This window comes from Oceaniferula flava (assembly GCF_016811075.1).
Lineage (GTDB): Bacteria > Verrucomicrobiota > Verrucomicrobiia > Verrucomicrobiales > Akkermansiaceae > Oceaniferula > Oceaniferula flava.
Genome location: NZ_JAFBGL010000001.1, coordinates 42694 through 68599, shown reverse-complemented (window position 1 = coordinate 68599; position 25906 = coordinate 42694). Strand labels below are relative to the sequence as shown.

The window sequence follows — 25906 nt, the reverse complement described above, 5'->3', positions numbered from 1 at the left end:
GATTGGTTTGCTGCCCAGACCTTAGGGAAACGACAGCAATGCTCAAGCTTTCATTCCACCGCGATGACGGTGCTTTTTTTTGACCGCGAATCAGGCGAATTCGGCGAATCATTCTGGGCTTGATTAATCATTGGCGAACCACGGAAAACACGGAAGTTACAGAATTTAGAATTCTTACTTCCGTGTATTCTGTGTTTTCCGTGGTTTGAATCGAACCCGTCGTGCTGGAAAATATTCGCCGAATTCGCCTGATTCGCGGTCAAAAAAACTCCTGAGGTCAAGGTTGGCAGAAAATAATGCGCACGGAATCGAGGCGGAGGCGGGATTTGGAAATGGCCTGGTGCAAGGCGTCGCGCTGCACTCTCAGGGCGGCAATTTCTTCTTCACTGACGTGATCGTTGATCTCACCGAGCGCGACTAAGCGATCGATTTCCACTCCCAGTTTCGCGTCCGATTCCGCCACCGCGGCGGCGACGATGTCTTTCATCTTCAGCGTGGCGATGTCGCGGCTCTTGCCAAGCATCATCGGTAGCATCTTACGACGGAACTTCTCCTGATCGAGCAGTTTATGCAAATTCCCGACACGCAAGGTCTTGCCATCCACACGAGCATCATCGCTGCGATCCGCGCCGCTGTGATCCACTTGCACGCGGATTGGGGTCACCGGCAGGAAGCGATCGCTGTGCAGCTTCGCCGGAGCGACACATTCCACCACCGCGTAGGTTTCCACCAGGATCCCCTTGTGCGGAGCCCCCTCCCAGACGCCGAAGGAGGCATTGCCAGCCTCCGAGGTCAGGAGTAAATCCAGAGCCGTGCGAGCCACCGGGTGATCCCAGCTCATGAAGGCACAATCTTCACGCGAGAGCGCGCGGGTGCGATCAAACGTCACGTTCAATCCGTCGTCCGGCAGAGCTGGAAAGGCATCGGTGATCAGGTGACCGGGGAGCAGTAAATAGGAGCGGTCCACCAGCTCTTCGACATGCAAGCCGAAGTGATCCCACAGACGCAAGAGGAAGGACTCCGAGATCTGGCTATCATCCATGCTGGAGATTTGATCGATCGCTTCCGCCGCCTTGCCGGGTCGGCTTGAGTTCAGCTCTAACAATCGATCATAGCCACGCTGTAACTGTTGGGAAACTTTCTCCCGTGCCAGTTTCGATGTCGCGATGAAGGCATCCAGGTCGTCACAACTCTCCGGCACCCCACCCAGCTCTTTCAAGATCTCGGTGGCGCCATGCAGACTATGCTCAAAGGCATCCAAACCTTCGTGATACCAGCGAGCCAGAAACTCGCCGCGGGTTCCCTTTTCGTAGGGCACGTGGATGTTGATGGTTTCCGACTGGCCAATGCGATCGAGACGACCAATCCGTTGTTCTAACAACTCCGGATCCTCCGGCAGATCGAAGAGCACCAGATGGTGGGCAAATTGGAAATTCCGCCCCTCACTACCGATCTCCGAGCAGATAAGAATCCGCGCCCCGTCCGGCTCAGCGAAGTAAGCCGCCGAGCGGTCACGCTGCAGCAGTGTCATGCCCTCGTGGAAATGACCACACTTGATATTGATGATCTCTTGCAGTCGTTCGGAAATTTCCTCCGCCAGTTCGCGGGTGCGACAGATCAGCAGCACCTTTTCCTCACCCAGACTTTGTAAAAGCCCGACCAGCCACTGCATGTGATCTTGCTCGATCTCCACCAGGTTCACCTTCCGCTCAGGGAAGCCTTGCAAAGCGGTGCGGGTGTTGCGGAACATCACGCGCCCGGTGCCAAAGGCATCGAGCAGCTCCCGAATGAGTGGCTCGCGGGCGGATTCATCACCGCCATCGAGCGCCAGGCAGTGGTCGTGCACACGCTCGGACTGGGCGGTGAAAAGCGCTCGGTCTTCGGCGCTGAGAGGCTCCCCTGCCTGCAGCCTACCCACGGCCTCGGCCACCGCTTCATACTGCTCGGCTTCTTCTTGGAACTTCTGTAAATCGACGTAGCGCTCGGGATCGAGCAACCTCAATCGGGCAAAATGACCTTCGGCACCCAACTGCCGTGGCGTGGCGGTGAGCAGGAGCAAACTCTCGGTTCGGCGGGCCAGTGAATCGACCATTTGGTAGGCCGGACTGGCCTCCTGCTCGGACCACTCAAGGTGGTGCGCTTCATCCACAATCAACATGTCCCAACCAGCCTCGATGACCTGCTGGGAGCGGTTTGGGTTGTCAGCCAAGAAGTTCACACTGCAAAGCACCAGTTGGCTATCGAGGAAGGGGTTCTCCCCCTCACCTTCGAGCGATTGGCAACGCTCTTCATCGAAGAGGCTGAAGAGTAAGTTGAAACGACGCAGCAGCTCGACAAACCACTGGTGCAGTAGCGGCTCAGGCACTAGGATCAACACCCGATCGGCACGACCCGTTAGGTGCAATCGGTGCATGATGAGGCAGGCTTCGATGGTTTTCCCCAACCCCACTTCATCAGCTAACAGAACGCGAGGAGCAAGCCGAGAGGACACCTCGCCGGCAATCGACATCTGGTGCGGAATCAAATCCACCCGACCTCCGACAAATCCGCGCACGGGAGACTTCATCACCTCGCACTGACGCTGCAGCGCATCCACCCGCAGATCGTAGGTGTGCAAATCATCCACCCGTCCGGCGAGCAGGCGGTCTTCTGGTCGGCTGAAGCTCATGGTATCGGCCAGCTGGGCTTCCTCAATTTCGCGCTCGCCGCAGACATAGATCAGCAGCTTTTCACGCTCAATCACGTCGTCGATTTCCAGCGTATCACCGTCGTGCGTTTCCAGCTCTTCACCCGGCTTGAGAATGACCCGGCGCAGAGGTGCGCTATCGAGGGCGTAAACCCGCTGCTCGCTGACCGCAGGAAACACCAACTCCACTCGCTTAAACTCCACTTTGAGCATGATCCCGAACCCAAGCTCCGGTTCGGTTTCACTGATCCAACGTTGTCCGGGTGCGATGTCTGAAATGGTCTGCATACTTTGAGGGCGCCGGACATGACAGAGATCGCTTCATCTCGCAAGCCTCGGATTGCAGCCGATCTCGGTAACGAACTTGGTAAGTTCCCCGACTTTACTAGTGCCAAACCCACATCCACCCGTATAGTCCCGCCCATGTCCGATTCCATTGCCAGCGCCAGCGAACTCTGCGTCAGCTACAGCTCCCACACCGTGCTCGACGGCGCCACTCTCGCGATCCAGCAAGGCGACCGCATTGGCCTCGTCGGCCGCAACGGCTGCGGCAAGTCCACTTTCCTGAAAATCCTCGCCGGAGAAAATGTGCCCGACAGCGGCGAAGTCACCCGCAAGCGAGGACTGCTCACCGGCTACCTGCCGCAGAACTTCGAACTCGATGATGAGAAAACCGTGATTCAGAACGTGCTCTCCGGTGTGCAATACGTGCTGGATATGATCGAGGAATACGAAACCTCCGCCGGCGATGACGACCGCAGTGCCGAACTGCTCGACCTCATCACCCACCACCAAGGCTGGGACCTGGAACATCAGGCGCAAAGTCTGCTGACCAACCTGCACGCGCCGGATGCGGACAGCATCGTCGGGCCACTTTCCGGTGGGGAAAAACGACGCGTCGCCCTGTGCCGCGCCCTGCTCTCGCAGCCGGATTTCCTAATTCTGGACGAACCGACCAACCACCTCGACACCGGGTCAATCGAGTGGCTGGAGCAATTTCTCTCCCGCTACAATGGCACCTGCTTATTCGTGACTCACGATCGCTATTTCCTCGATCGCATCGCCACCCGCATCGTCGAGATCCGCCGGGGGAAATGCGATAGCTACCAGGGCAACTACACCGAATACCTCGTTTCCCGCGCCGAACGCGACATGGCCGAGGCGCGCAACGAGCACAAACGCCAGCGCTTTCTCAGTCGCGAGCTCGAATGGGTGCGCCGTGGCCCGAAGGCCCGCACCACCAAGGCAAAGGACCGCATGGACCGCTACTTTGAAATCGCCGACCAAGAAGCGCCCGAGCAGGAGCTGGACGTCGATCTCATCATCCCCAAGGCACCGAAGCTCGGCAATAAAATCATCGATGCGCGCGGCGTCGGCATGGCCTTTGGCGATCGGCGCCTGTTCGCCGATGTCGATCTCTCGCTTGAGGGCGGACAGCGACTCGGCATCGTCGGCCGCAATGGCATGGGTAAGTCGACCCTGCTGAAGATCATCCTCGGTCAGATGGAACCACTGGAAGGCAAAGTGGAGATTGGTATGAAAACCGAGATCAACTTCATCGACCAAAACCGCCTCCTGTTAGACGAAGAAAAGTCCGTGTTTGAAGAAGTCGGCGAAGGACAGGAAAACGTCCGCTTGGGCGACGAAACCATCGGCCTGCGCGCCTACCTGCGCCGTTTCCTGTTCACCGAGGAACGCATCAATACCAAGATCAACCTACTCAGCGGTGGTGAGCGAAGTCGGGTCATGCTGGCGAAGATCCTCAAACGCGGCGGCAATGTGCTGGTGCTTGATGAACCGACCAACGACCTCGACCTCAACACGCTTCGATTGTTAGAAGAAGCCCTCTGCGCCTTCCAAGGCAGTGTCATCGTGGTCAGTCACGATCGCTATTTCCTCAACCGCGTCTGCTCGGACATCCTCGCCTTCGAGGGCGACGGTGTGGTCGATTACCAAGTGGGCAACTACGATTACTACCTGGAAAAGAAAGCCGCCCGCGAAGCCACGGCAGCGAGTTACAAGAACATCGGCAAAAAGGAAAAACCCAAAGCTCGCAAAGAACGTCCGCGCAAACTGAAGTGGGCCGAGGCCAAGGAGCTGGAAACCATCGAGGACGACATTCTCGCCGCCGAGGAAAAAGCATCCGAACTCACCGCCGCCTTCGAAGCGCCCGACTTCTACGAAAAACACGGCGACAACTGGCAGCAACTCGAAGCCGAGCTGAAGCAGGCCAAAGAGAAAGTGCAGCACTTATACACTCGCTGGGAGGAACTTGAGGCGATTCGCGCTGCGACAGAGCAGTAAGAACGCGTCAACGACGCGACTGTTTGTTGATCTCATCCATTCTATTTCTCTTCCCTCCAAGAGTTTTAACGACCTGTGGGACATCCCCCCCCTCGCTGGGTAACCTCTCACCAATTGAACACCTGAACCAGCAGTTGCTTCTTGAAGCAGCCGCATAAATGAACTAACAAAATTTAGGACACTCCTTGGTCGAAATTTCTGGGGAAGCCCAGCAAGGGACACTCTTTTTTCAAAGCCTCCTCTCCAGATTTTGCGAAACTTCCGGGACGTTATCTTTGCGATAAGATTCGGGACACAACCTAATTTTACTGACTAGACCTCTTTCTTAGTGAAATCTTAAAGTCAGCATTATGAAAATCTACTGTATCTTTTGTCTGTTCTATAACCCAACTATCTTCAGTTTTAGGGTCGTCTAAAGCAACACCAAAGGCCTTATCGTGATTGTAATGGCGATAAGGAAATGTTCTAACACCAGACAATCTGCTAACATAATACTTGTATTCGGTCACCCCATATTTGTAGATACCAAACCACTCATATCTTTGCCTCAGCTCATCAGGTAATCGCACTAGTAGACGATTTTCGAAGCCAGCCATTTTATATACATCTATACTTTTTACATTCTCGTCGACAGTTATTGTCGCTTCCCATTTATCTGTTTTTGTTATGGGTCGATAGTGCTCTAAACACAACCTAAGCAGGGAAATAAACACTAGTATAGCTGCAAGGAAAATGAATAGTATAGTATATTTCCGTTTGCTCATGGAATAAGTATCGTGGGCACATTACCTAGTGAAGTTTCTGTATATGCAGCTCTGAAAGCATCCATAGCTGTTTTAGCGTCTCCACTTAAAATTTGAGTCATAGCCGCTTTAAAGTTTGCATCGTTACTTTTCGTTTTCAAAGTATTCAAAGCAGTAGACATTCGTGTATTTTGATAATTGTCAGTTACAAAAGCTCGCATTCTTCCAGTTGGAAGAACTATTACCTTCATTACGTCGTCATTGATAGTATTAGCTACATAAAGAGTAGCTGTTTTTTCTAGTAATGACATATAATCATTCGCAGTCATTGCTTGCATAGTGCGAAGAACTAAATCTCTTCCTTTATCTCCTCCATTAATTGAAGACAAGTTATCCATAATATCGCTCCAATCCGTTTTACATTTTGTTTGGATTGCAACAAAATCAGCGTCATCATTAAACAACTGATTTAATGATGGTGCATCTATTGCAGCTTCATCGATTTTTTTCAGAAGAAGAGCATCTACTAAATTGTTTAGAGGAGCTATATCATATGAGCCCTGAGCAAGGCTTGTTTTGCTGAAGATCAACAAACAAATGATTGGCAGTATTTTTGGGAAATTCATTTTATGGTGTGTATTTGTTAACTCTGGCGGGCCCTTGTGGAGTTTCTGGATCATCGTCATTATAGCCTTCTGCTCGCATATCAGCAACGCGATTCACATTTTTTCTCCAGCGCTAACCCAAGCGCCATCGTAATCAAGAATTCCACAATGACCACTCGATACAGTATTGTATCTACTCACAATATATCCTGGTTGGGGATATGTTTCTCTTGGTAATAAAGTCCAGTTGGGGATAACTTTAACTTCAAAGTTTGCCCACTGATTTGCCGTTGGAGGGTAGTATGGGGGGAATGTCCCCCCATTTACGTTTTCCACTGTAGCTCCAGCTTGAGTTGCATGATCACGAACAAATAAATTGCATTTGTTATTCCCCCATCGAAAGGCAATACTTTTATACGCTGCTACTGCATATGCAACACTACCAAGATCTGCCCTAGCCTTATCTCGAATAGACACTTGCCAAGCTTCATCAGCTACACCATAACAGTCATTGTCACCCTTCTTTTTACCTGAATGTGGATCATCTGCCTTGCGTTTAAAAATGTAGTCTTGGCCGTCGATGACAGCTTTCACCTCAAAAATCCCTGCTTTGCTAGGTTTCTCTATATAAAAATGTCCAGTGGCGTTTGGTACAGCAGCCCAATTTTCATAAGTCCCATCCCACTTTAATTGACGTCGGTGCCAAGCAATACAATCCTTCAGCAGAGGTGTAGCCCATACAATATGCTGGCTTAACTGATAGCGTATTTTGTCTGTTTTGAGAATTACAGTGCCATCAGCAGGAGCCTCTGACTCAATCTGGTTTTGCACGACCACATCAGTGTTAAAAAGAAAAGCACGATACCCAGCTATAGTAGCTAAGAAATCTGACGCGCCGCCATCACCAGTCCCAACTGGTTCATTTTGAGCGTTTCGAGAGCTTTCCAAAACCTTCTACCCATTCGCAGGTGTAGCTTTATTTCCTGTAAAAAAGTCAACAGCATCGAACAAAAGATAATTCTGCCCATCTATCGCATTCACAAAGGCCACTTCTGAAAAATAATCAAAATCAGGAAGTTGGTCATCTGGTAAATTTGTATCCAACCACCGCAGCTCTATCGAATAAGACCTCCCTTTCCGGAACTGTTTGTAAACTTTCTCAGAAACTACACCAAAATCTCGAGCCTGATGATCTATGATGATGTCATACGTCTTCATGTCACTTATTCTCAGCGAGTATCGTTCAGAATGGCTATCGCTGGGATCTCCAACTGCTACTCTCATCTGCATGATTTCTGCCGGATCAGGAGCATCCCCGTTATCAGAATCATCATTGGCGTAACTTCCTTGGTCAGCTTCCACCTTGTCGCTTTTCCCATCACTATCACTATCAACTTTAGTAGGGTCAGTTTGGAAAATCATCTCGTCAATATTGAGTAGCCCATCACCGTCAGGGTCATCCAATTTCCCATTAGGAGTAGCATCAGATTTCGGATCAAGTCCGTATTTATTTTCAAAGCCATCTGGCAGTAAATCTCCATCAGTATCAAAATTTACTGGATTTGTATCGATCTGTTGCTCAGTCAAATTAGTAAGCTCGTCGTTATCGTCATCAGAATCGGCAGCGTCAAAATAAATAGCTCTAGGCAAACGGTAATCGGCCTCAAAACAATCGTAAAGACCATCGCCATCCGCATCCTGTTTATTCAGAGCGTCAATTTGCGCAGCGCTCAGAGCTTTTCCATAAGTTCTCAGACGATCTATTTTCCCTCGGAAATTGGTATCTGTAATAGCATTTGCAGCAGTGGGAAAAACTCTACCAACCGTAAACCATCCTGCTGAAGTAGCATTCACGAACTTATTACCGATGCTAAGTTCACCTAACTTTAGCCCATCTAACCATATGCTTGCAAGCGCTCCATTCTAGACAAAAGTAAGCTGATGCCATTTGGCATCATCAATGAATTTATCCTGAGGAACTAGAGCAACGATCAAATCCGATTGAATTCCGTTGTTGTAGGTAGTTAAGATGATCTTCTGCTGATCTAGGTTATTTACAGCTTTGAATGCTGATAACACCAATTGAGGTGTTGTGCTATTGACTGTGTTGTATGACCAGAAAGCTGTGCGCCGCGCTGAAGCTATGCTCGTTACTTTGTTCTGCACAAAATCATTTTCCAAACAGAACCACATCGAAATACTATTTTGAGTGCTTTGGCTAAATATACGCGGATCAATTTTCAGCCAATCACCATCGGCATCATATTGTGCGGCCTTGGAAATACTGCCTTCATTATCTACTGGAACAGATCCCCCAATAGTAGCGTGATAATTCGTATCTGCCGAATTTGTATAGGTGTTGCCATTGAGCTGTTCAAAATCCCACCTGCCTGTCAAATCAACATCAAAAGCAGCTGCCAACCCCGCTCCATCAGGATCATTCTGCGCCGCATACACCAGACCATCATCACGTATCCCGTCACCATTTGTATCCGCGATTAGTGGGCTTGTTCCTGTACCGCCTACTCGCACTTCATCCCAATTACTGATACCGTCACTATCGAAATCATCGCTGTGGGGGCTACTAGTAGGAGCATCCGTGTAATGCAGGCGCATGAACAGCTTCTCATCATCTGACTGGAAACCGTAACCGATAGGGACATTGGCTCCACTTTCGATCACAGGCATGTAGCTCCATGATTGGAGATCGAAGGAATACTGAATGAAGTAGGTAATTCCACTTTGTCCATCCCAATCGAAGTTCCAGGTATCAATGCCAGTCTCCGTCACTTGTGGAGAGGCATGAAATGGAAGCTGTGCGCCTGCAAAACCTGAACAGCAAATCAAACTAAGAATAGCCAACTTCACTACTCTGCTCCCCTTTCTTGTTGCTCTTTAACCATGTCACGCTTCCAGAAACGAATAGTGGCGTCCCCTGGTGGAGTATTGCGTATTTCTTCGGCCCGTGCGGCATTCATAACAGCCAATTGAACGCGCGACTCATATGCCGCGGCTAACTTCACTTTTTCTTTGCCATAGAGAGTGTGCATATCCTCCAGGATTTCCCTTGCTTGATTGAGCTTGACATTACTCTGTGGTTCTGAGTCGGGCACATAGATGAATGCGACTTCTTTACCTAAAGTAGTGAGCTGGCTTGGACAGCCCTCAGCATAAGCAGCATTGATACTCATGATCTTGCCTTGGTCATCACGGGCTAAACCGGCTCCAAGGAGTATGAAATATTCGCGACCATTGGCTTTGTAAGCTGAGAACCCCTGCATGTGCCGAAAATCAATATTCGACCATGCATGATAGCTATCTCCTTGGTAGTGAAGAGTGATTCGTGTGACTTTGTTCGCTCCAGTTCCATAAATGGTTGAAGAAACCGCAATAACGCGCATAGGCTGAACTACTGGAGTATTTTTAAGACAGGGATTATCTTCAGGTGCCAATAGCTGCTCATCTTCTTTTTCGGGAACTACCAGAGGAAGCTCTGGGGCTTCTATTTCCTGAATCGTTACATTCCGGCCCCCTACGCTCTGTTGGAATGTCTGTTTGACCACGTAATCACGCTTTATGGAGGGCTTCTCCGTGGCATCGGAAGAAGTTTCACCAGTAAACAGGCCTCCTATAATGTTTGTTTCTCACTGTTCTTGCGCTGAACAAGTCAAAATACAGCCGATGACAGCGAGGAGAAAGAATACGGGAAGTTTCATAGCTGGGGAGGGAATGTGTTGGTTCGAATCTAATCAAATGGAGTTACGATGCCTTAATGAGGAAACCTCCTAACATCTAACAGTATAACAAAACACACAAAAACACAAAGGGAAAATGTTTTTTTAAAAACCCCATTTAGTAATAGTGCCGAGTGAGCGCGCAGCGACAGAGTTGATATGTTACCTTCCTCGCAGAGGAACAGCCAATTTTTAGACCACGATTTACAATACCTTTGGACTGCTGCAGACGATCAGCTATAATGACTGCCATGGAAACACGCGTGCACACACCCGACATGGAACCGCCCTCAAGCATCAGCGAGGTCATGGTCGCCTTACGAGGCAAAAAGCTGGAACCGAAGCACGAGAAAAAAAGCTGGGGCGACTGGATTTCCTTCCCCGGCAAACAAACGGTGATCAGTATCGAATCCATGCGCGGTCTCACCAGCTCCGCCACCGTGGAATACTCCGAGGACGACGACATCGAAATCAACCAGAAGATCCTAGCCGCCTTCGGCAAACTCGGCTGGATGGGCTCCGATGAAGAAGGCGAGTTCAGGTTGGACTAGTTTTTTTAGACAGAATGAACAGAATTTTGCAGAATGATTCTGGGCTTGATGACACCTAAGGATGTGGATTCATCCTGAACTTCGAACCGAAGCTCAAAACCCAACAACTCAACCCAAGCAAATTCTGAAAAATTCAGTCAATTCTGTCCAGCGGCGCAGACACCCTAAATTCCTTGCCAAAAGTCCCCTGTTCATCAAGCTTCCCCCGCCATGAGAATCATTCCAACCAAAGATGCCGTTTTTGAGAAAATCGAAAACTCGCTCGGGAGTCAGCAAGAGAACACACAACTGGAGACCCTCGCAGGGATCGACTGCGATGAGGAGGATCTCGAGAATCAGCGCGAGCTTGGCGACGAGGATCCGATCGTGACCATCGAGCTGATTGCTCAGTGGCTTCCAGAGACTGGCGAAGGCATTCTCGATTGGTTCTACCTGCGCCTATCCGGTGCCCAGGCCGATCCTCCACTGATCGAACACGGCGGCGCACTGCTGGCTTTCAACACTCAAGGCAAGGCACCCGATCTCGACATCCTAATCGACGACGCAGTGAAATCCCTCAACGACTCCATCGAGTGGGCCGAGTTTGAGTTGGATGAAGCTTAGTCGGAAAAGCACAAGCACCTCGCTCCGATGACAGCATCCAAGCACTGGGACCTGATTGTGGTCGGCGGCGGAGCAGCAGGATTTTTTGCCGCTATCACCTGCGCGGAAGCGGGCGGCGGTAAGGTTCTGATTCTCGAAAAAACGCCGAAGCTGCTCGGCAAAGTGAAGATCTCCGGTGGGGGGCGCTGCAATGTCACTCACGCCTGTTTCGAGCCGAAGCCACTCACCGAACACTACCCACGCGGCCACAAATCTCTCATCGGCCCCTTCCATCGCTGGGGTGCTGCCGATACCGTGCAGTGGTTTGAAAGTCGCGGCGTGACTCTGAAAACAGAGGCTGACGGGCGGATGTTTCCGATCACCGATAGCTCACAAACGGTGATCGACTGCCTCACCCAGGCGGCCCGTGACGCCGGCGTGGAAATTCGGACGTCGACCGGGGTCGATTCCATCACGCCCGAGGAGGATGGCGGATTCACCCTGACAACGAACCAAAACGAATCACTCAGCAGCCGCTCCGTGCTGCTCGCCACCGGTGGAACCCGACTCGCTGCCGGGGCCAAGCTGGCGCAATCACTCGGCCACCAGCTGGTGCCGAACGTGCCCTCACTTTTTGCCTTCAACATCGAAGACCCGCGCATCCGTGAGCTGCCGGGCGTCTCCGTGGCCCAGACGGAAGTCTCCGTCGACGGCATGAAACTCAAAGCCACCGGCCCCCTGCTCATTACCCACCACGGACTCAGCGGACCGGGAATTCTCAAACTTTCCGCCTGGGGTGCGCGCGATCTAAGCGAGCGCGATTACCGTTTTCAAATCAAGATCAACTGGCTGCCGGAGCTTTCCCAGGCAGAGATCGAAGCGGCCCTAACAGACAAACGTCAAACCTGGGGAAAACGACGCGTCCCCGGCCACTGCCCCTTCGAGCCGATCCCCAAACGTCTGTGGAATCAGCTCTGCCAGGCGGCAGGAATTTCGGCGGAGACGCTGTGGTCGCAGCTCAACAAAGATCAAACCCGCAAGCTCGTCACCGAGCTCAGCGCCGGCAGTTTTGCGGTGTCGGGAAAAAGCATCAACAAGGATGAATTTGTCACCTGCGGCGGAGTCAAGCTGCACGAGGTGAATTTGAAAACCATGGAGAGCAAGATCCAGCCCGGCCTCTATTTCGCCGGCGAAGTGCTCGATATCGACGGCATCACCGGCGGGTTCAATTTCCAAAACGCCTGGACCAGCGGCCATCTGGCCGGCATGGCGGTGGCAGCTCGTTAGTAGCGAGGTATTCAAGAGTCCTCACGGATCACCTTTTTACTTTCCACTCCGCCAATCAATGCGAGACATCGTGCTCCATTGGAAGTCGCAGGCATCCGCACCTTGCATCCAACTCCGGAAGAAGCGATAGAAACTAGCCGGTGGTGAAGCAACGCGGAACCACCGGATCACTGCTGATGAGAGATATCAAGCTCTGGAGGAGCGACAGAAGGTGAAGGCGGCTAGAGCGCATCCCCCTTCTATCATCCCACTGGGATTAGATACCCTGCCGCATTGATCCCCGGGTTGCACCCGGGGCTAGTTTCTATCGCTCCTGCCGGAGCTACCGAGTATTGCCTTGTGCCTGACAACTGACAACCTACGTGCTCGACCTATCAATAAATCAGCCTGGTGGGCTAACGTCTATCCACTAGCTACGGACGTACTATTTCCTCAGATATCTTCGGTCACAAGCTAGTGACGGCCCCGCTAGGGGGCATAAAAAAGGGCACGATGCGCTTGCACCGTGCCCTGAAATGAATGTTTGTTGACTGATCGGTTATTCGGCGGCGGAAACCGCAGCTTTGATCAGGTCGAGGAAGCTGCCGGGCTCGAGGCTGGCACCTCCGACGAGTCCACCGTCGATGTCTGGTTGGGCGAGCAGTTCGGCGGCGTTGGCGGCTTTCATGCTGCCACCATACTGAATGCGCACTTTGTCAGCTACTTCTTGGCTGTAGAGGTCTGCTACGACGGAGCGGACGAATGCGTGGGCATCTTGGGCTTGTTCCGTGGTGGCAACGACGCCTGTGCCGATGGCCCAGACGGGTTCGTAGGCGATGACGACTTCCTTCATGTCCTTCTCATCGATGCCTTCCAAGCCACCAGTGATCTGAGTGCGGAGAACGGTCTCGAGTTTACCACCTTCACGCTCTTCCAGGGTCTCACCGATGCAGAAGATCGGCTTGAGGTTGGATTCGCAGGCTTTCTTGATCTTGGCATTGATCACAGCATCGGTCTCACCGTAAAGGGTGCGGCGCTCGCTGTGGCCGAGGATAACGTAGCGGACATAAAGCTCCTTGAGCATCATGGCGCTGACTTCACCGGTGTAGGCACCGGAGTCTTGATCAGACATATTCTGTGCGGCGATGGCGACGGCTGAAGCGGAGTTCAGTGAAGCGACAGCGGCCGGCAGGGAGACAAATGGAGGCGCGATGACGACGTCGGCCTGGCCGGTGAGTCCGTCGAGTTTGCCTGGCTGACCGGCGAAGGTATTGAGGAAGTCCTCGGTCTCGCGAGGCCCCTTGTTCATTTTCCAGTTCGCGGCGATGATTGGTTTACGCATTGTTTCAGTGGGTATTGGTTAGAAGGTCAGGGGCTGGGATTAGGCCTCGGTGAGGGCTGCCACGCCGGGGAGTTGCTTGCCTTCGAGAAGCTCGAGGGAGGCGCCACCGCCGGTGGAAATGAAGTCGAAGTCATCCGGGTTTCCGAATTTGTTCACGGCAGTGACGGAGTCCCCTCCTCCCACGATGGTGAGAGCGGATGATTCTGCGACAGCCTTGGTGAGAGCTTTGGTGCCAGCGGCGAAATTGTCCATTTCAAAAACGCCCATCGGTCCGTTCCAGAGAACGGTCTTGGCTCCGGCGACGACTTCGGAGAAGTCCTTGATCGCCTGATCGCCGATATCGATGCCTTCCCAGTCGTCTGGGATCTCGCCACCGTCTTCGTAGGCGGCGGTGACTTTGGTTTCAGCATCCGGAGAGAACTCCTGGGTGATGCGGGTATCGGCAGGAAGGTGGAAGTGAATGCCTTTGGACTTGGCGTCTTCAAGGATTTCAAGAGCCAGCTCGAGGCAATCGTTTTCGACCAGCGACTTGCCAATCTTGTATCCCTGAGCTTTACGGAAGGTGTAGGCCATGGCACCGCCGATGATGAAGGTATCGGCCTTGCCCATCATGGCTTTGATCACTTGGATCTTATCGGAAACCTTGGCTCCTCCCATGATGGCGACGAAAGGTTTCTCGGGGGATTCCAGCTTGCCTTCGAGGAACTCAAGCTCGCGCTCGATGAGGAAACCCATGGCGCTTTGGGAAATGTGGTGCGTCACTCCTTCGGTGGATGCGTGCGCACGGTGTGCGGTGCCGAAGGCATCGTTGACAAAGATATCGGCGCCACCGGCAAGAATGCGGGCGAACACGGAATCGTTGGCTTTTTCCTCGGCATGGAAGCGGGTGTTCTCCAGCAGAAGCACTTCGCCTGGGGCCAGTGCGGCGCGGGCGGCTTCGGTTTCATTGCCGACGCAGCTTTCTGCAAAGGCAACTTCCTTACCTAAAAGCTCGGCCAAACGCAGGGCGACCGGGCGCAGTGAATACTTTGGATCAGGCTCACCTTTGGGCCGTCCCATGTGGGAGCAGAGAGTGAGTTTGGCTCCGCCATCAAGCAGGTGCTTGATCGTTGGCAGTGCGGCGACAATGCGGGTGTCATCGGTGATTTCACCGTTGTCGTTGAGGGGGACGTTGAAGTCACAACGTGTCAGAACGGATTTGCCGCTGACATCGAGATCGCGGATACTGAGTTTAGCCATAGTATTAGTTGAGTAAGGTTGTAGATAGGAAAAAAGGCGGAGAAAGTTTTACCTCCCCCCGCCTTTGATAGAATTCGATCACTTAGATGCTGGCACCGAGCATGGCAAGGCCATCAGCGGCACGGCATGAGTAGCCCCACTCGTTGTCATACCAAGAGCAGACTTTCACGAAGTTGCCGTCGAGCACCATGGTGGTGTCGGAGTCGAGGATGGAGCTGTGTGGGTTGCTGACGATGTCCTGAAGCACCAGTGGGTCTTCAGAATACTCGAGCACACCTTTCATAGGACCTTCAGCAGCGGCCTTGAAGGCAGCGTTGACTTCCTCGACGGTGACGTCCTTCTTGAGGATGGCGGTGAAGTCGGTGAGTGAACCGGTAGGGGTAGGCACGCGGAATGCGCCGCCGTTGAGCTTCCCTTTCATCTCAGGAATGACCTCGCCGATAGCGCGGGCAGCTCCTGTGGAGGATGGAACGATGTTCACTGCAGCAGAGCGTGAGCGACGCAGGTCAGGGTGAGGAGCATCAAGCAGGTTTTGGTCACCGGTGTAACTGTGGATGGTGCTCATGAAGCCTTTTTCAATGCCCCAGTTATCGTTGAGAACTTTGACGAGAGGTGCCAGGCAGTTGGTGGTGCAGGATGCGTTGGAAACGATGTTGTGCTTGGAGCCATCGTAGAGGTCATCGTTGATACCGATGCACATGGTGAGGTCAGGATCCGTAGCAGGTGCGGAAACGAGAACCTTCTTGGCGCCAGCAGCGATGTGCTTCTCAGCACCTTCACGCTTGGTGAAGAAACCAGTCGACTCAAGAACAACATCCACTTTGTATTCAGCCCATGGCAGAGCCGCAGGGTCGCGCTCGGCAGTAGCGTGAATTCTGTGGCCATCGACGATGATTGCTTCGTCGTCATAAGTCACTTCATACCCGAATTTTCCTTGGGTAGAATCGTATTTCAACAGGTGGGCCAGTGTGTGGTTGTCTGTGAGATCGTTAATTGCGACGATGTTTTTAAGTTCGCCATTCTGCACAAGGGCGCGCAGTACGTTGCGGCCGATGCGTCCAAATCCATTAATTGCGTAATTTGCCATGGTAATATTCCATTAGGTTGACCGCAGCACAATTCGCCGCGGGAGCTGGATTATGCCCTCGCATTCCTACACGTCAATACCTGCGTGAACCTATTCTTGTCACGAAACCGTCGATTTCGCCAGCGGACGCCGACCACCAAAGCCGCTTTCCGCCGAGCATTCGGCTATTTTTATTGTCTCCAGCTCCACTCGGTCGACGAATCGGGCCTTATTCCGCAGAACTTTGGCTCAGCACCGTGCTCACCGCCTTTTGCAGTCCTTTGCCACGCAGGTCACGGGCGATGATTCTTCCGTTAGGTCCGATCAGCCAAATGGAGGGAATGTTGGTGATGCCGTAGGCTTCGCGGATGATCGCGTAACGCTCGTCGCTGCCCACGTAGCCCTGCAGGTATTCCGAGGGCTTTTTCTTGAGGAAATTCGCAGGGGCATCGATTTTCTGATCCACACTCAGACCCATGACTTGGAACTTGGACCCGGCATATTTTTCATGCGCGGCTTCCAGGTTGGGGATCTCAGCGATGCAGGGAACGCACCAGGTGGCCCAGAAGTCCATCAGCAGGTATTTGCCACGGAGATCGGAGAGCTTGAACTCGCCGCCATCATAACGGTTGATGGTAAAGTCCGGTGCCATATCGCCAGCCAAGATCACATTCTTCACCTTGAGGGTCATCGGGTTCATGACGTGATCTTGGTCGGTTTTCTTGATGAAAAACTGATGCATCGCGTGGGCGCGGGCGTGCTCGTAGTTGGGCTCGCCTTGCGATTTGTCATGCATGATGCTGACACTGAGCTCATACCATGCGGGTTTGATGTTATCGAAGGAAAATGAACCATCGGCGGCCACCTTGGTTTTGACGGAAAAACGTTTCGCCACCGCCGCCTTCACCGTTTTCTGATACTCGTCATAAGCCTCCGAGTTGGAAAACTCCTGCTGCCATTTGCGACGTTGCTCAGGTTTCATCTCGCCCCAATTGGCTGGATAGGGTGGTCGCGGATGGCGGTAGGCTCCTTTCAGCACGGCCACAGCCTTGGTCAATGCCAGCCCATCCATGTTGATCCCAGCAGACACATCGGTCGGCAGTTTCACCTTACCCTTGAGGGTGGTGGTCGCGGGCATTTCCTCGGCGACCGCCGGCAAGCAAGACAGCGCGATGGCGGTGAGGATCAGTTTCAATGGATGGCAGTTCATGATTCCACACTACTAAGGAAATGGCCGAATCCTGTCACGCGGGAACCACCGCTGAGGCAAGTTCGCCACCTGCGACCCAAGAATAGGCACAAAACGTGCAAACACCTGCCTCCCCGACAGCTAAAGGTGCCCACTTGGGCGCACGGCTTGTTTTTTAAGTTGCTTATAACTCAGGTCAGCACTAAGGCTCGCCGTCCACCGCCGTGCAGATGTTGCCGGCATTCGGAGCAGCCCGGCATGATGTTGATTGGTCGGAAGCTCATTTTTCAACCAACACATTTATACCATGACTGATACTACATTCGCCGATCTCGGCTTGTCCGACGACATTCTCAAAGCTATCGACGGCCTCGGCTACGAAAGCCCCTCGCCCATTCAGGCCCAAGCTATTCCCCACATTCTCCAAGGGAAAGACATCGTTGGCCTGTCCGCCACCGGATCCGGAAAAACAGCCGCCTTCACGCTGCCGGCCCTGCAAATGATCGACCTCGATCAGGACGTTGCCCAAGTTCTCATCCTCTCCCCCACTCGCGAGCTCTGCATGCAGGTCTGCGAGGAAGTGCATCGCCTCGGCGGCAAAATGAAAGGTCTCCGTGCCGTGCCTGTTTACGGTGGCACACCGATCGACCGCCAAATCATGCAGCTGCGCAAAGGTGCTCACATCATCGTGGGCACTCCCGGCCGTCTGCTCGATCACCTTCGCCGCAAGACGCTGAAGCCCTCGACCATCAAACTGGCCATCCTCGATGAAGCCGACCGCATGCTCGACATGGGATTCCGTGAGGACATGGAGGACTTGTTAGGTGCAATGCAGGACGATCACCAAACGCTCTTCTTCTCCGCCACTATGAACAAGCAGGTGGAAAAGCTGATTCAACGCTTCGGCAATGAACCCCAGGAAGTCTCCATCAAAGGCCAGACCAAAACTGTCTCCACCGTCAGCCAGTGCTACTACGAAGTCCGCAACCGCTCGAAAGTGGAAGTGCTGACCCGCCTGCTGGATCTCGACACCCCAAGGTTAGCGGTCATTTTCTGCAACACCAAACGCAGTGTCGACGAATGCACCGAGGCTCTGACAGCTCGTGGATACACGGCTGACAAGCTGCACGGCGACATCGGTCAACAAGCACGCGAACGCACCACCAAGCGTTTCCGCGAAGGCAAGTTTGACCTTCTCATCGCCACCGATGTGGCCGCTCGCGGACTCGATATCGACGACGTGGAAGCGGTCTTTAACTACGACATCCCCCAGGATCCGGAGGACTACGTGCACCGCATTGGCCGGACTGGTCGTGCAGGTCGCGAAGGTCGTGCTGTTAGCTTTGTCTTTGGTCGTGATATCTACCGCCTGCAAAGCATCGAGCGCTACACCAAGCAACACATCAAGCGGGAGAAAATCCCAACGCAGGAACAAGTGGAAGGTGTGCGCGCTGATCAACTTTTCGAACTGGTTCAGACCCGACTCGAGAAAGAAGTCAACCGCAGCTATCGCCACTATATCGATCGCTTGTTAGACCAAGGCCACACCGCCACTGACATCGCCGCCGGCGTGTTCGAACTGCTCCGTGAGTCACTCGGTCGCGAAGGCGAGTCCATTGCCGAAGACAGCCCCGACTACAAACCGGGCAAACAGAAAAAAGATCGCAAGGACCGCAGAGACCGCCCCGAGAGAGGCGAGCGAGGAGAACGCGGCGAGCGCTTCAACAAGCGCGATCGCAAAGGCGGCAAAGACCAACCACGCGACCCGAACATGGTCACCATCTTCATCAGCCTTGGAAAAGCCGCCAGTGTCCGCCCGGCAGACATTCTCGGCATGTTCTACGGCGAAGGCGGCATCCCAGATGCCTCCGTCGGCCGCATCCAGCTCTTCGAACGCCACAGCCTCGTGGACGTCAACAAAGACTGTGCCGATCAGCTGGTGGACAAACTCAGTAACTCGAAACTGAGAAACCAACGCTTCCGCATCGGCCTGGACCGCATGGGTTAAGTCCGGTTTTCAAGATAAGCGTCGTCGTGGCCTCACCACTTCGGCGCTATACATCAATGCGATGGCTGCCATGCAACTTGGCAGCCACCACGTTAGATGCATGTCAAAAGCGGCGCTGCCCCCTCAGTTTGATCCCCCCTTAAAGCCCCAAGGGATAATAGAGCTTACTGCGAGTTGCCTAAATGTCTGCGTGCATTTTCCAGCTCTCCTTCGTAGTGATCCACGCGCCTGCGAGCTTGTTCGAGTTCTTGACGGACTTCACTCATGGAACTCAAAGTCTCAGCCAGATTTTTAGGATTCCCCATCTGTTTCCATTGTTCTTGTGACTGGTGAACCCGTTCATCATGTCGTTCAATCTTAGCCGTAACTGATGCCTGAATACTCTTAGTGTATTTGGTAATCACCTCTTGCAACCCGTTGATTGTCGCGAGCATTCTCACGACGTTGGGGTGATCATCAGGAAGTCCAGAATCCTTCAGAGCCTTGATTTCCCCCTTAGTTTCATTGAGCCTTTTCAGAGCTTTACGCAACCCGCTGTCGTGCCAAGCCAACGCGAATTCTTCCAATTCCTCCAGCGTGATTTTGTCTAACTTAGTCCGCAGAGAAAGCAGATGCTGCCGCTCTTCATTGGCATCCACCATGCCTAAAGAGTACAACTGATCGGCGCTCAGATTGGTTCCAGACGGCTGGTCTGAGAGCAGTTCATACAATAACTTCTTTCTGCCTAGCTCTCTCAGCCGGTTCACGAGTTTCTTTACGTGCCTCTTGCTGATTATGATTTCCGTCTCTAGCTGAGCAACATGTTGCTGAGAGAGGCGCACATCCGCCTCCTCACGAAGTTGCATCCTTGCATCATTTACCACAAAAAAATGAAGAAGGACAAGACTGTAAACAGCCCCAACACCCACCACCAACGCGTCACTTGCATCAGATGGAACCGTCCGGCGCTACAATCACTCGAACAAGAATGAGTGTCGTCTCTCTTGGTGCGCCTGCCGAACATACATAAACAGACATATCATAGAAATATCTGTTCAAAATAACCAATCCGCTCGCTTCGACTGGGCATGACGCACCCAGCTTAGGAATATAGTGACGGCAGTGATGGAACGCCACTGATTATGGAGGCTGGCCTTTCTGTAACGCACCATCCTAGCCTCCGACAGCTGAGCGGCTCTGAGAGTCGGTTCGGCTGGCGATGAGTTGGGCACCTGATTCGCGAGAAGGAAGTTCGAAGCTACCGACTTCCGAGTGCTCCTTCGGCAGGGTGCGCTCGAGGAATTGATCGTAGTAGAGAACTTCAAAGTTTCCTTCGTGGTCTTCCACCAAGCAGCTCAGCGTTTCCACCCAGTCGCCGCTGTTGAGGTAGTGCACGCCCTCGATCATCTCATTGGCGGGGGTGTGGATGTGGCCGCAGATGATCCCCTGGCATTTACGCTTCTCCGCCAGCTCGACGAGCTTCTCCTGATACTTGCCAACAAAGTTGACGGCTGATTTCACCCGGGCCTTGATCGCTTTGCTCACCGAGTAGTATTCCTTGCCGCGCCACTTGCGGTATTGGTTGTAGACGCGGTTGACATTGAGCAGGGCATCGTAGCCGATCGACCCTAACACCGCGATCCACTTGTGCCCGGTGGAAACGCTGTCAAAACCATCGCCATGGAGCACGAGGTAGCGGTCGCCTTTCGGTGTTTCGTGAATGTATTCGGCGACGCATTTCAGTTTCCCCAAAGCGATGGGAAGGAAGGTGGTCATGAAGTCATCGTGGTTGCCGCGGAGGTAAACGATCTCCACCTTTTCCTTCTCTAACTTCTTCAGCAAGGTTCTTACCACCCGGGTGTGAATGCTACGCCACTTGCCGCCACGTTTCAGTGCCCAACCATCGATGATATCACCATTGAGCACAATGCGCTCGCACTGGGTATGCTTCAGCACATCCACCACTTCACGCGCTTTGCTCGCCTCGGTGCCGAGGTGGATGTCCGATAAGAACAAGGTGCGGACTTTCAACTTCTGCCGCTTGCGCCGACCGCGAATGACATTGCCGGTATCGTGGACGATATCGGTCAAGTAGCCTTCAAAAGTCTGGGTGATCGACTGCCAACCGAGCTCCATCGCCTTGATGCGGGCGTTGGCACGCATCGGTTCGAGATCATCCACATTCGCCGCCTTGAAGGCCAGCTTCAGAAACAGATCCGCGTCTCCCTTGGGGGCGACCAAGCCGTTTTCACCGTGTGTTACATGCAGTCGGGCTGCGGCGTAATCATAGGCCACGGTGACCATGCCACTGGCCATCCCTTCTAACAAAACATTGCCAAAGGTCTCGGTCTCACTGGGGAAAAGCAGGATATCGGCCGAGGCGTAATGCTTCGCCAGATCCTCGCCACGCTGCACCCCGGCGAAGTGGACTTGTCGGTGTTTTTGCTCTAACATCTCTCGCGACGGCCCATCGCCCACCACCACGCAGCGCATGTCCGGCACGGAAGTCTGCATCTTTTCGAAGGCTTCGAATGCCAGCTCCATGTTCTTCTCCGGAGCGACCCGACCCACAACCATCACCACCGGAGTGCCACCACGTGCTCCCCACTCCTGGCGCAATTTCGCGCAGCGTTTCTGCGGAGTGAACATCTTGGTATCGACCCCTCGGCCTAACAATTTCACATTCTGAAACCCATCGCGCATGAGCATGTCGCGCACGTCAGGCGAGGGAGCAATGGTGCAGTGGGCCAGTCCGTGCACACGGCGGAGGTATCGCAGAGCGGTGTCCTGCATTTTGCCGAGTTTATACTGCTTCATGTAGTGATGGAAGTTGGTGTGGAAGCCAGCAGCCACCGGGATTTCCATCTTTCGAGCCACCTTGATGGCCGACATCCCAAGTGGGCTTTCCGTAGCCACATAGACCACATCCGGGCGCTTACGATGCCAGCGTTTGCTGAGCTTCAGTTTGCCGGGTAACCCCACGCGCACTTCGGAATAACCGGGCAGCGACACGGACTTCACCGAGCTCTCCCCCTTGCCGCCCTTGTCGCCGGTATGGATGACATAAACTAGGTGACCGCTTTGACGCAGTCCATCGACCAGCTGACCGAGGGTCATGGCCACGCCGTTGACATCGGGCCGAAACGTATCTGTGACAATTTCAATCCGCATCCGGCGCGGCTTCTTGGCATCCTCTATGGGCTTCATGCCCGCATGTTACCCGAGTGAGGCATTGACCTTGCCTTTGATATTGTAGCAGTTTAGCCACAGAAGCACAGCGCAACCACTGGCCACCATGAACACACCCGATCAATCTCCCGAACCGATGAAATACGGCATTCTCGGTGAAGACACGCAGAACACCGAGGAGAAACTGAAGAAATACACCGGCGTGGTCGATTGGCCCTACCTCGAGCCGCACTACGAATCCGGCGCCCTGCTCTACGTCGACCCCAGCCTCAGCATCACCGAGGTGGGCATGGCCCTGACAGAAGACGACAAGCCGAAGATCGAAGGCTGGCTGAAGTCCGGCGATCTCGTCAAACCCTCGGCCCCGCACAAAGATTGGTGGGAGAAAAACCCGCAATCGTTCACCGCGCTAGTGGTCTCTCCCTTTGTGCTGATGCAGCCTGCGCCTTAGGAAAAAAACACCCCGCCCCACTGCGAACGCGCACAGCCGGACGAGGTGGCTCTTTCCATTACTTATACAACCAAAAGTGACGGAGCAGCCGCTCAGAAGCTGTAGTTCAGCTCCACACTGACTTGCTCGATATCGCTGAAGGGACCATCGTCATCGGCGTCGAAATAAGCCGCCTTGAGGATCCCCTTGAGCTGCTTGTTGAAAGGTTTGATCAACACGGCGTCCACTTCCCAGCCGTAGCTGCCGTCCATGCTGTCATCCATGAAGTAGTGCAGGAAACCTTTGAAGGTCATGTTCCATGGCAAGCCCCCCTGGGTGTAGCCGACATAAAAATCGGTGATGCCCTCGTAAGCACCGCCTGAGTTGGTCAGGCCAATCCGATTCAAAATAAAGGCATCAGCGAAGCCATTGAAGGCGTGCACCGTGGCGAAGGGCGTTTTGAACCCCTCCTCCATGTATTCCACGCCGGCACTGAAGGTGGCTTTGTCGATTTGATGGCTGAAAATGAGATGACCGTAAAAGGCATCGTAATCGCCCCCGGCGAACAGAGCGCTCTCGCCCTCTTGATACGCCCATTCGGCATGGAAGCAGGCGCTCTTGTAGAAGGCTCCGAAGGTATTGCTCTCTCCCACGTTGCTGTTGTTCTCCACATCGATCAGATACACGTAGCCACCGAGCGTGGCATCGGCGATTTGATATGTGGCATCCAGCAAGTGGAACTCCCCTTCAAAATCGTGCAGAGGTGGCCCGGGCAACCCATCATTGGCCTCGTCGCCGAAAATACGCTGCACGCGGTCAGAATAAGCGTATGAAATCGAGAATGCCTCTTCGGTGTAACTCAGCTGGATGGCGTCGAATGTTTGCTCATTCTGGCGCCAGCCGACATTGCCAATGAAGGCGGCATTGTTCCGGATCATGCGCTGCCGGCCTACTTTGGCGGCCCAATCGCCCTGCTGATACTGGACCCACGCCCGGTTCAACTCAAACGACCGGGGATCGCTGATCACCGTGTTGCCATCGACGTAAGGGTAGGTGGAGCTGTCTCCGGTCGGGTTGCTCCGGTAGTCGCTGCCCAGCACCAGGTTCGCCTCACCTTCAACAAAGGCGGAGAAGCCGGAAAATTCGGCCGTTTTCAGCCCGAGGCGTGCCCGTGTGGTCCAGGCGGTCGAGGCATCGTATCCATCCTGCTCGCGTGCCTCAAAACGCGTGCGGAGATCCAGAGTCGGGGTGATCAGTTCGAAGGCATCTGGGTGGGCCACCGTCTCGGCAGGGAGACTGGGTTCACCGGCATGGCTGAGGCTGGAGGATAGGAGGGCGGCAAGCAGGGGGGTGTGGTATCGCATGTTCATCGTAGCTGAAAGCAAGGCCAAGCAAGCGCCAAGCCAACAGCTACCACCAAGGACAAGCAATACACATCATCTCAATGAAATAAAATCATACTTCCGAATAAATGTCCCCTCATGAGGTCAGCAGCCCTCTCATCCATCGACATAAAAAAAGCCCCACACTGTGAAGTGTGAGGCTGTTTTTCCAAGAAGCAATGGCGGGATGGACGGGACTCGAACCCGCGACCCCCGGCGTGACAGGCCGGTGCTCTAACCAACTGAGCTACCACCCCTTGCTTTGCTTGGGACCCTCGCTTTGCTTGGGCGGGCGGAACCTAGGAAGAAGTCCGCTAAATGGCAATATCTTTTTTGCTCAAAATGCATTTTTATTTCAGAGCAGCCACCGCGGCCTCCAGGCTGTCGACATCTTCAACCGACATAACTTCCACATTCTTATCGATTCGGCCCATCAGGCCGGCCAGAACCTTGCCTGGTCCGAGCTCGATGAATTTTGTGTGTCCGTCAGCAATCAGTTGCTGCATGGAGGACGTCCAACGCACGGATCCGGTCACTTGCTGCTCTAACATCGACTTAATATCGTCGCTTCCCTGCACTTCGCGGGCGCCAAAATTGCAAATCACCGGGATCGATGGTTCGGAAATCTCGGTTTCGGCCAGCACACCTGCCAATTGGTCCTGCGCGCTCTGCATCAGACGGGAGTGATACGCACCGGCGACCTTGAGCTTTTTGCCCATCCGGATCCCGGCGGCCTTGGCTCCGGCGACCGCTTTATCGATGCCCTCTTCGCTACCGGAGAGAACGATCTGGCCGATGGCATTGAAATTGGCCACGTCGACATCGCAGTCGGCCGCCAGCTTTTCCACGGCAGCTTCGTCCCCCCCAATCATGGCAGCCATGGCGCCATCGGTGGCTTCACAGGCTTCTTCCATGAAGGCGCCTCGCTGAGCGACCAGGTTCAGCCCGGTGGCGAAGTCAAAGGTGCCAGCCGCTGCATGTGCGGTAAACTCACCGAGTGAGAGGCCGGCGGCAGCCACTGGCTTGAGTGACGGAACCTTTTCTTTCAACACCTCCAGACAGGCAAGTCCGTGGAGATAGAGGGCGGGCTGGCAGTAAGCCGTGCGGGTCAACTGATCGTCGGGACCATTAAACATAATGTCGCTGAGCGAATAGCCCAGCGCCTCGTCTGCTTTGGCAAACAGCGCCTTGGCCGCCGGATAAGCATCCACAAGATCCTTACCCATACCGACTTTTTGCGCTCCCTGACCGGAAAATAAAATTACAACGTTACTCATAGCGCCGACCTACGTAGGCCATGCCGACTCTTCAAGCAAGCCCACATCATCCGTGAATCCCTCCACCATGGGACGAAAAAACAGACGATTCTCTTCTTGCCAAATTGCGCCGATTGAGGAAGGTTCCCCGCGACCGCAATCTGATTGCACCACGGAGGGGTGGCAGAGTGGTCGAATGCACCGGTCTTGAAAACCGGCGTGGCGCAAGTCACCGTGGGTTCGAATCCCACCCCCTCTGCCATCAGCCGGAACCATGATCATGTGGTTCCGGCTGATTGCATTTTAGACCCCAGGCTCCAGTTAGCCCTCGGCCGCCCCCACCATGGCAGATTGC

General features: G+C 53.6%; 21 protein-coding genes and 2 tRNA genes. 7 read left to right on the top strand and 16 right to left on the bottom strand.

The genetic code is table 11. The annotated features are described in order from the left end of the window. Positions 1–277 precede the first annotated feature (277 nt). The gene (locus JO972_RS00300; RefSeq protein WP_309487987.1) at positions 278–2974 is read right to left on the bottom strand and encodes an SNF2-related protein; all 2697 of its coding nucleotides are present in this window, start codon (positions 2972–2974) and stop codon (positions 278–280) included. 135 nt (positions 2975–3109) lie between these two features. Between JO972_RS00300 and JO972_RS00295 the strand changes: the two genes are divergently transcribed. After that, the gene (locus tag JO972_RS00295) at positions 3110–4990 is read left to right on the top strand and encodes an ABC-F family ATP-binding cassette domain-containing protein (protein WP_309487986.1); all 1881 of its coding nucleotides are present in this window, start codon (positions 3110–3112) and stop codon (positions 4988–4990) included. A 305-nt stretch (positions 4991–5295) separates the two neighbouring features. Here JO972_RS00295 and JO972_RS00290 read toward each other — a convergent pair whose 3' ends face one another. The 6 genes from JO972_RS00290 to JO972_RS00265 form a co-directional block, all read right to left on the bottom strand. After that, entirely contained in the window at positions 5296–5754 is a 459-nt protein-coding gene (locus JO972_RS00290) for a hypothetical protein (RefSeq protein ID WP_309487985.1), read from the bottom strand. Continuing rightward, positions 5751–6359: a hypothetical protein gene (locus tag JO972_RS00285; protein WP_309487984.1), complete on the bottom strand. Its 609-nt coding sequence runs from the start codon at positions 6357–6359 to the stop codon at positions 5751–5753. The genes JO972_RS00290 and JO972_RS00285 overlap by 4 nt, the downstream gene beginning before the upstream one ends. 93 nt (positions 6360–6452) lie before the next feature. Further along, the gene (locus JO972_RS00280; RefSeq protein ID WP_309487983.1) at positions 6453–7169 is read right to left on the bottom strand and encodes a hypothetical protein; all 717 of its coding nucleotides are present in this window, start codon (positions 7167–7169) and stop codon (positions 6453–6455) included. 123 nt (positions 7170–7292) lie between these two features. Beyond that, positions 7293–8192, bottom strand: coding sequence for a hypothetical protein (locus JO972_RS00275; protein ID WP_309487982.1), 900 nt, complete (start codon positions 8190–8192; stop codon positions 7293–7295). Positions 8193–8261: 69 nt separating this feature from the next. Further along, positions 8262–9200: a hypothetical protein gene (locus JO972_RS00270; protein WP_309487981.1), complete on the bottom strand. Its 939-nt coding sequence runs from the start codon at positions 9198–9200 to the stop codon at positions 8262–8264. Positions 9201–9205: 5 nt separating this feature from the next. After that, complete coding sequence (locus tag JO972_RS00265) at positions 9206–9901, bottom strand: hypothetical protein (protein WP_309487980.1); 696 nt, start codon at positions 9899–9901, stop codon at positions 9206–9208. A 422-nt stretch (positions 9902–10323) separates the two neighbouring features. On the opposite strand from JO972_RS00265, the gene JO972_RS00260 reads away from it, so the two are divergent. From JO972_RS00260 to JO972_RS00250, 3 genes are all read left to right on the top strand, one after another. Beyond that, the gene (locus JO972_RS00260; protein WP_309487979.1) at positions 10324–10623 is read left to right on the top strand and encodes a hypothetical protein; all 300 of its coding nucleotides are present in this window, start codon (positions 10324–10326) and stop codon (positions 10621–10623) included. Between the two features lie 210 nt (positions 10624–10833). Further along, complete coding sequence (locus JO972_RS00255) at positions 10834–11226, top strand: hypothetical protein (RefSeq protein WP_309487978.1); 393 nt, start codon at positions 10834–10836, stop codon at positions 11224–11226. Positions 11227–11253: 27 nt separating this feature from the next. After that, entirely contained in the window at positions 11254–12492 is a 1239-nt protein-coding gene (locus tag JO972_RS00250) for a BaiN/RdsA family NAD(P)/FAD-dependent oxidoreductase (RefSeq protein WP_309487977.1), read from the top strand. A gap of 538 nt (positions 12493–13030) precedes the next feature. On the opposite strand, the gene tpiA is transcribed toward JO972_RS00250, so the two are convergent. The 4 genes from tpiA to JO972_RS00230 form a co-directional block, all read right to left on the bottom strand. Beyond that, the gene (gene tpiA / locus JO972_RS00245) at positions 13031–13813 is read right to left on the bottom strand and encodes a triose-phosphate isomerase (RefSeq protein WP_309487976.1); all 783 of its coding nucleotides are present in this window, start codon (positions 13811–13813) and stop codon (positions 13031–13033) included. Positions 13814–13852: 39 nt separating this feature from the next. Then, the gene (locus JO972_RS00240) at positions 13853–15052 is read right to left on the bottom strand and encodes a phosphoglycerate kinase (protein ID WP_309487975.1); all 1200 of its coding nucleotides are present in this window, start codon (positions 15050–15052) and stop codon (positions 13853–13855) included. A gap of 82 nt (positions 15053–15134) precedes the next feature. Further along, positions 15135–16139, bottom strand: coding sequence for a type I glyceraldehyde-3-phosphate dehydrogenase (gene gap, locus JO972_RS00235; RefSeq protein ID WP_309487974.1), 1005 nt, complete (start codon positions 16137–16139; stop codon positions 15135–15137). A 208-nt stretch (positions 16140–16347) separates the two neighbouring features. Beyond that, the gene (locus tag JO972_RS00230; protein ID WP_309487973.1) at positions 16348–17328 is read right to left on the bottom strand and encodes a TlpA family protein disulfide reductase; all 981 of its coding nucleotides are present in this window, start codon (positions 17326–17328) and stop codon (positions 16348–16350) included. Between the two features lie 286 nt (positions 17329–17614). Between JO972_RS00230 and JO972_RS00225 the strand changes: the two genes are divergently transcribed. Beyond that, on the top strand, positions 17615–19315 hold the full coding sequence (locus JO972_RS00225) for a DEAD/DEAH box helicase (RefSeq protein WP_309487972.1): 1701 nt from the start codon (positions 17615–17617) through the stop codon (positions 19313–19315). A gap of 164 nt (positions 19316–19479) precedes the next feature. Here the strand turns inward: JO972_RS00225 and JO972_RS00220 are convergent, their stop codons facing one another. Together JO972_RS00220 and JO972_RS00215 are read right to left on the bottom strand one after the other, a co-directional pair. Next, positions 19480–20160 carry a GumC domain-containing protein gene (locus JO972_RS00220; protein WP_309487971.1) on the bottom strand — a complete coding sequence of 227 codons (681 nt, stop codon included), beginning with the start codon at positions 20158–20160 and terminating at the stop codon, positions 19480–19482. A 307-nt stretch (positions 20161–20467) separates the two neighbouring features. Beyond that, complete coding sequence (locus JO972_RS00215) at positions 20468–22501, bottom strand: glycosyltransferase (RefSeq protein WP_309487970.1); 2034 nt, start codon at positions 22499–22501, stop codon at positions 20468–20470. A gap of 88 nt (positions 22502–22589) precedes the next feature. Here JO972_RS00215 and JO972_RS00210 point away from each other — a divergent pair, with 88 nt between their 5' ends. After that, positions 22590–22934, top strand: a complete 345-nt coding sequence (locus tag JO972_RS00210) for a DUF2288 domain-containing protein (RefSeq protein ID WP_309487969.1) — start codon at positions 22590–22592, stop codon at positions 22932–22934. Positions 22935–23026: 92 nt separating this feature from the next. Here JO972_RS00210 and JO972_RS00205 read toward each other — a convergent pair whose 3' ends face one another. The 3 genes from JO972_RS00205 to fabD all read right to left on the bottom strand — a co-directional run bounded on the left by JO972_RS00205 (position 23027) and on the right by fabD (position 25572). Continuing rightward, on the bottom strand, positions 23027–24277 hold the full coding sequence (locus JO972_RS00205) for an alginate export family protein (RefSeq protein WP_309487968.1): 1251 nt from the start codon (positions 24275–24277) through the stop codon (positions 23027–23029). 198 nt (positions 24278–24475) lie between these two features. Then, a tRNA-Asp gene (locus JO972_RS00200) sits at positions 24476–24552 on the bottom strand. Positions 24553–24645: 93 nt separating this feature from the next. Then, on the bottom strand, positions 24646–25572 hold the full coding sequence (gene fabD, locus JO972_RS00195) for an ACP S-malonyltransferase (RefSeq protein ID WP_309487967.1): 927 nt from the start codon (positions 25570–25572) through the stop codon (positions 24646–24648). A 153-nt stretch (positions 25573–25725) separates the two neighbouring features. Here fabD and JO972_RS00190 point away from each other — a divergent pair. Then, a tRNA-Ser gene (locus JO972_RS00190) sits at positions 25726–25813 on the top strand. The last annotated feature ends 93 nt before the right edge of the window (positions 25814–25906 follow it).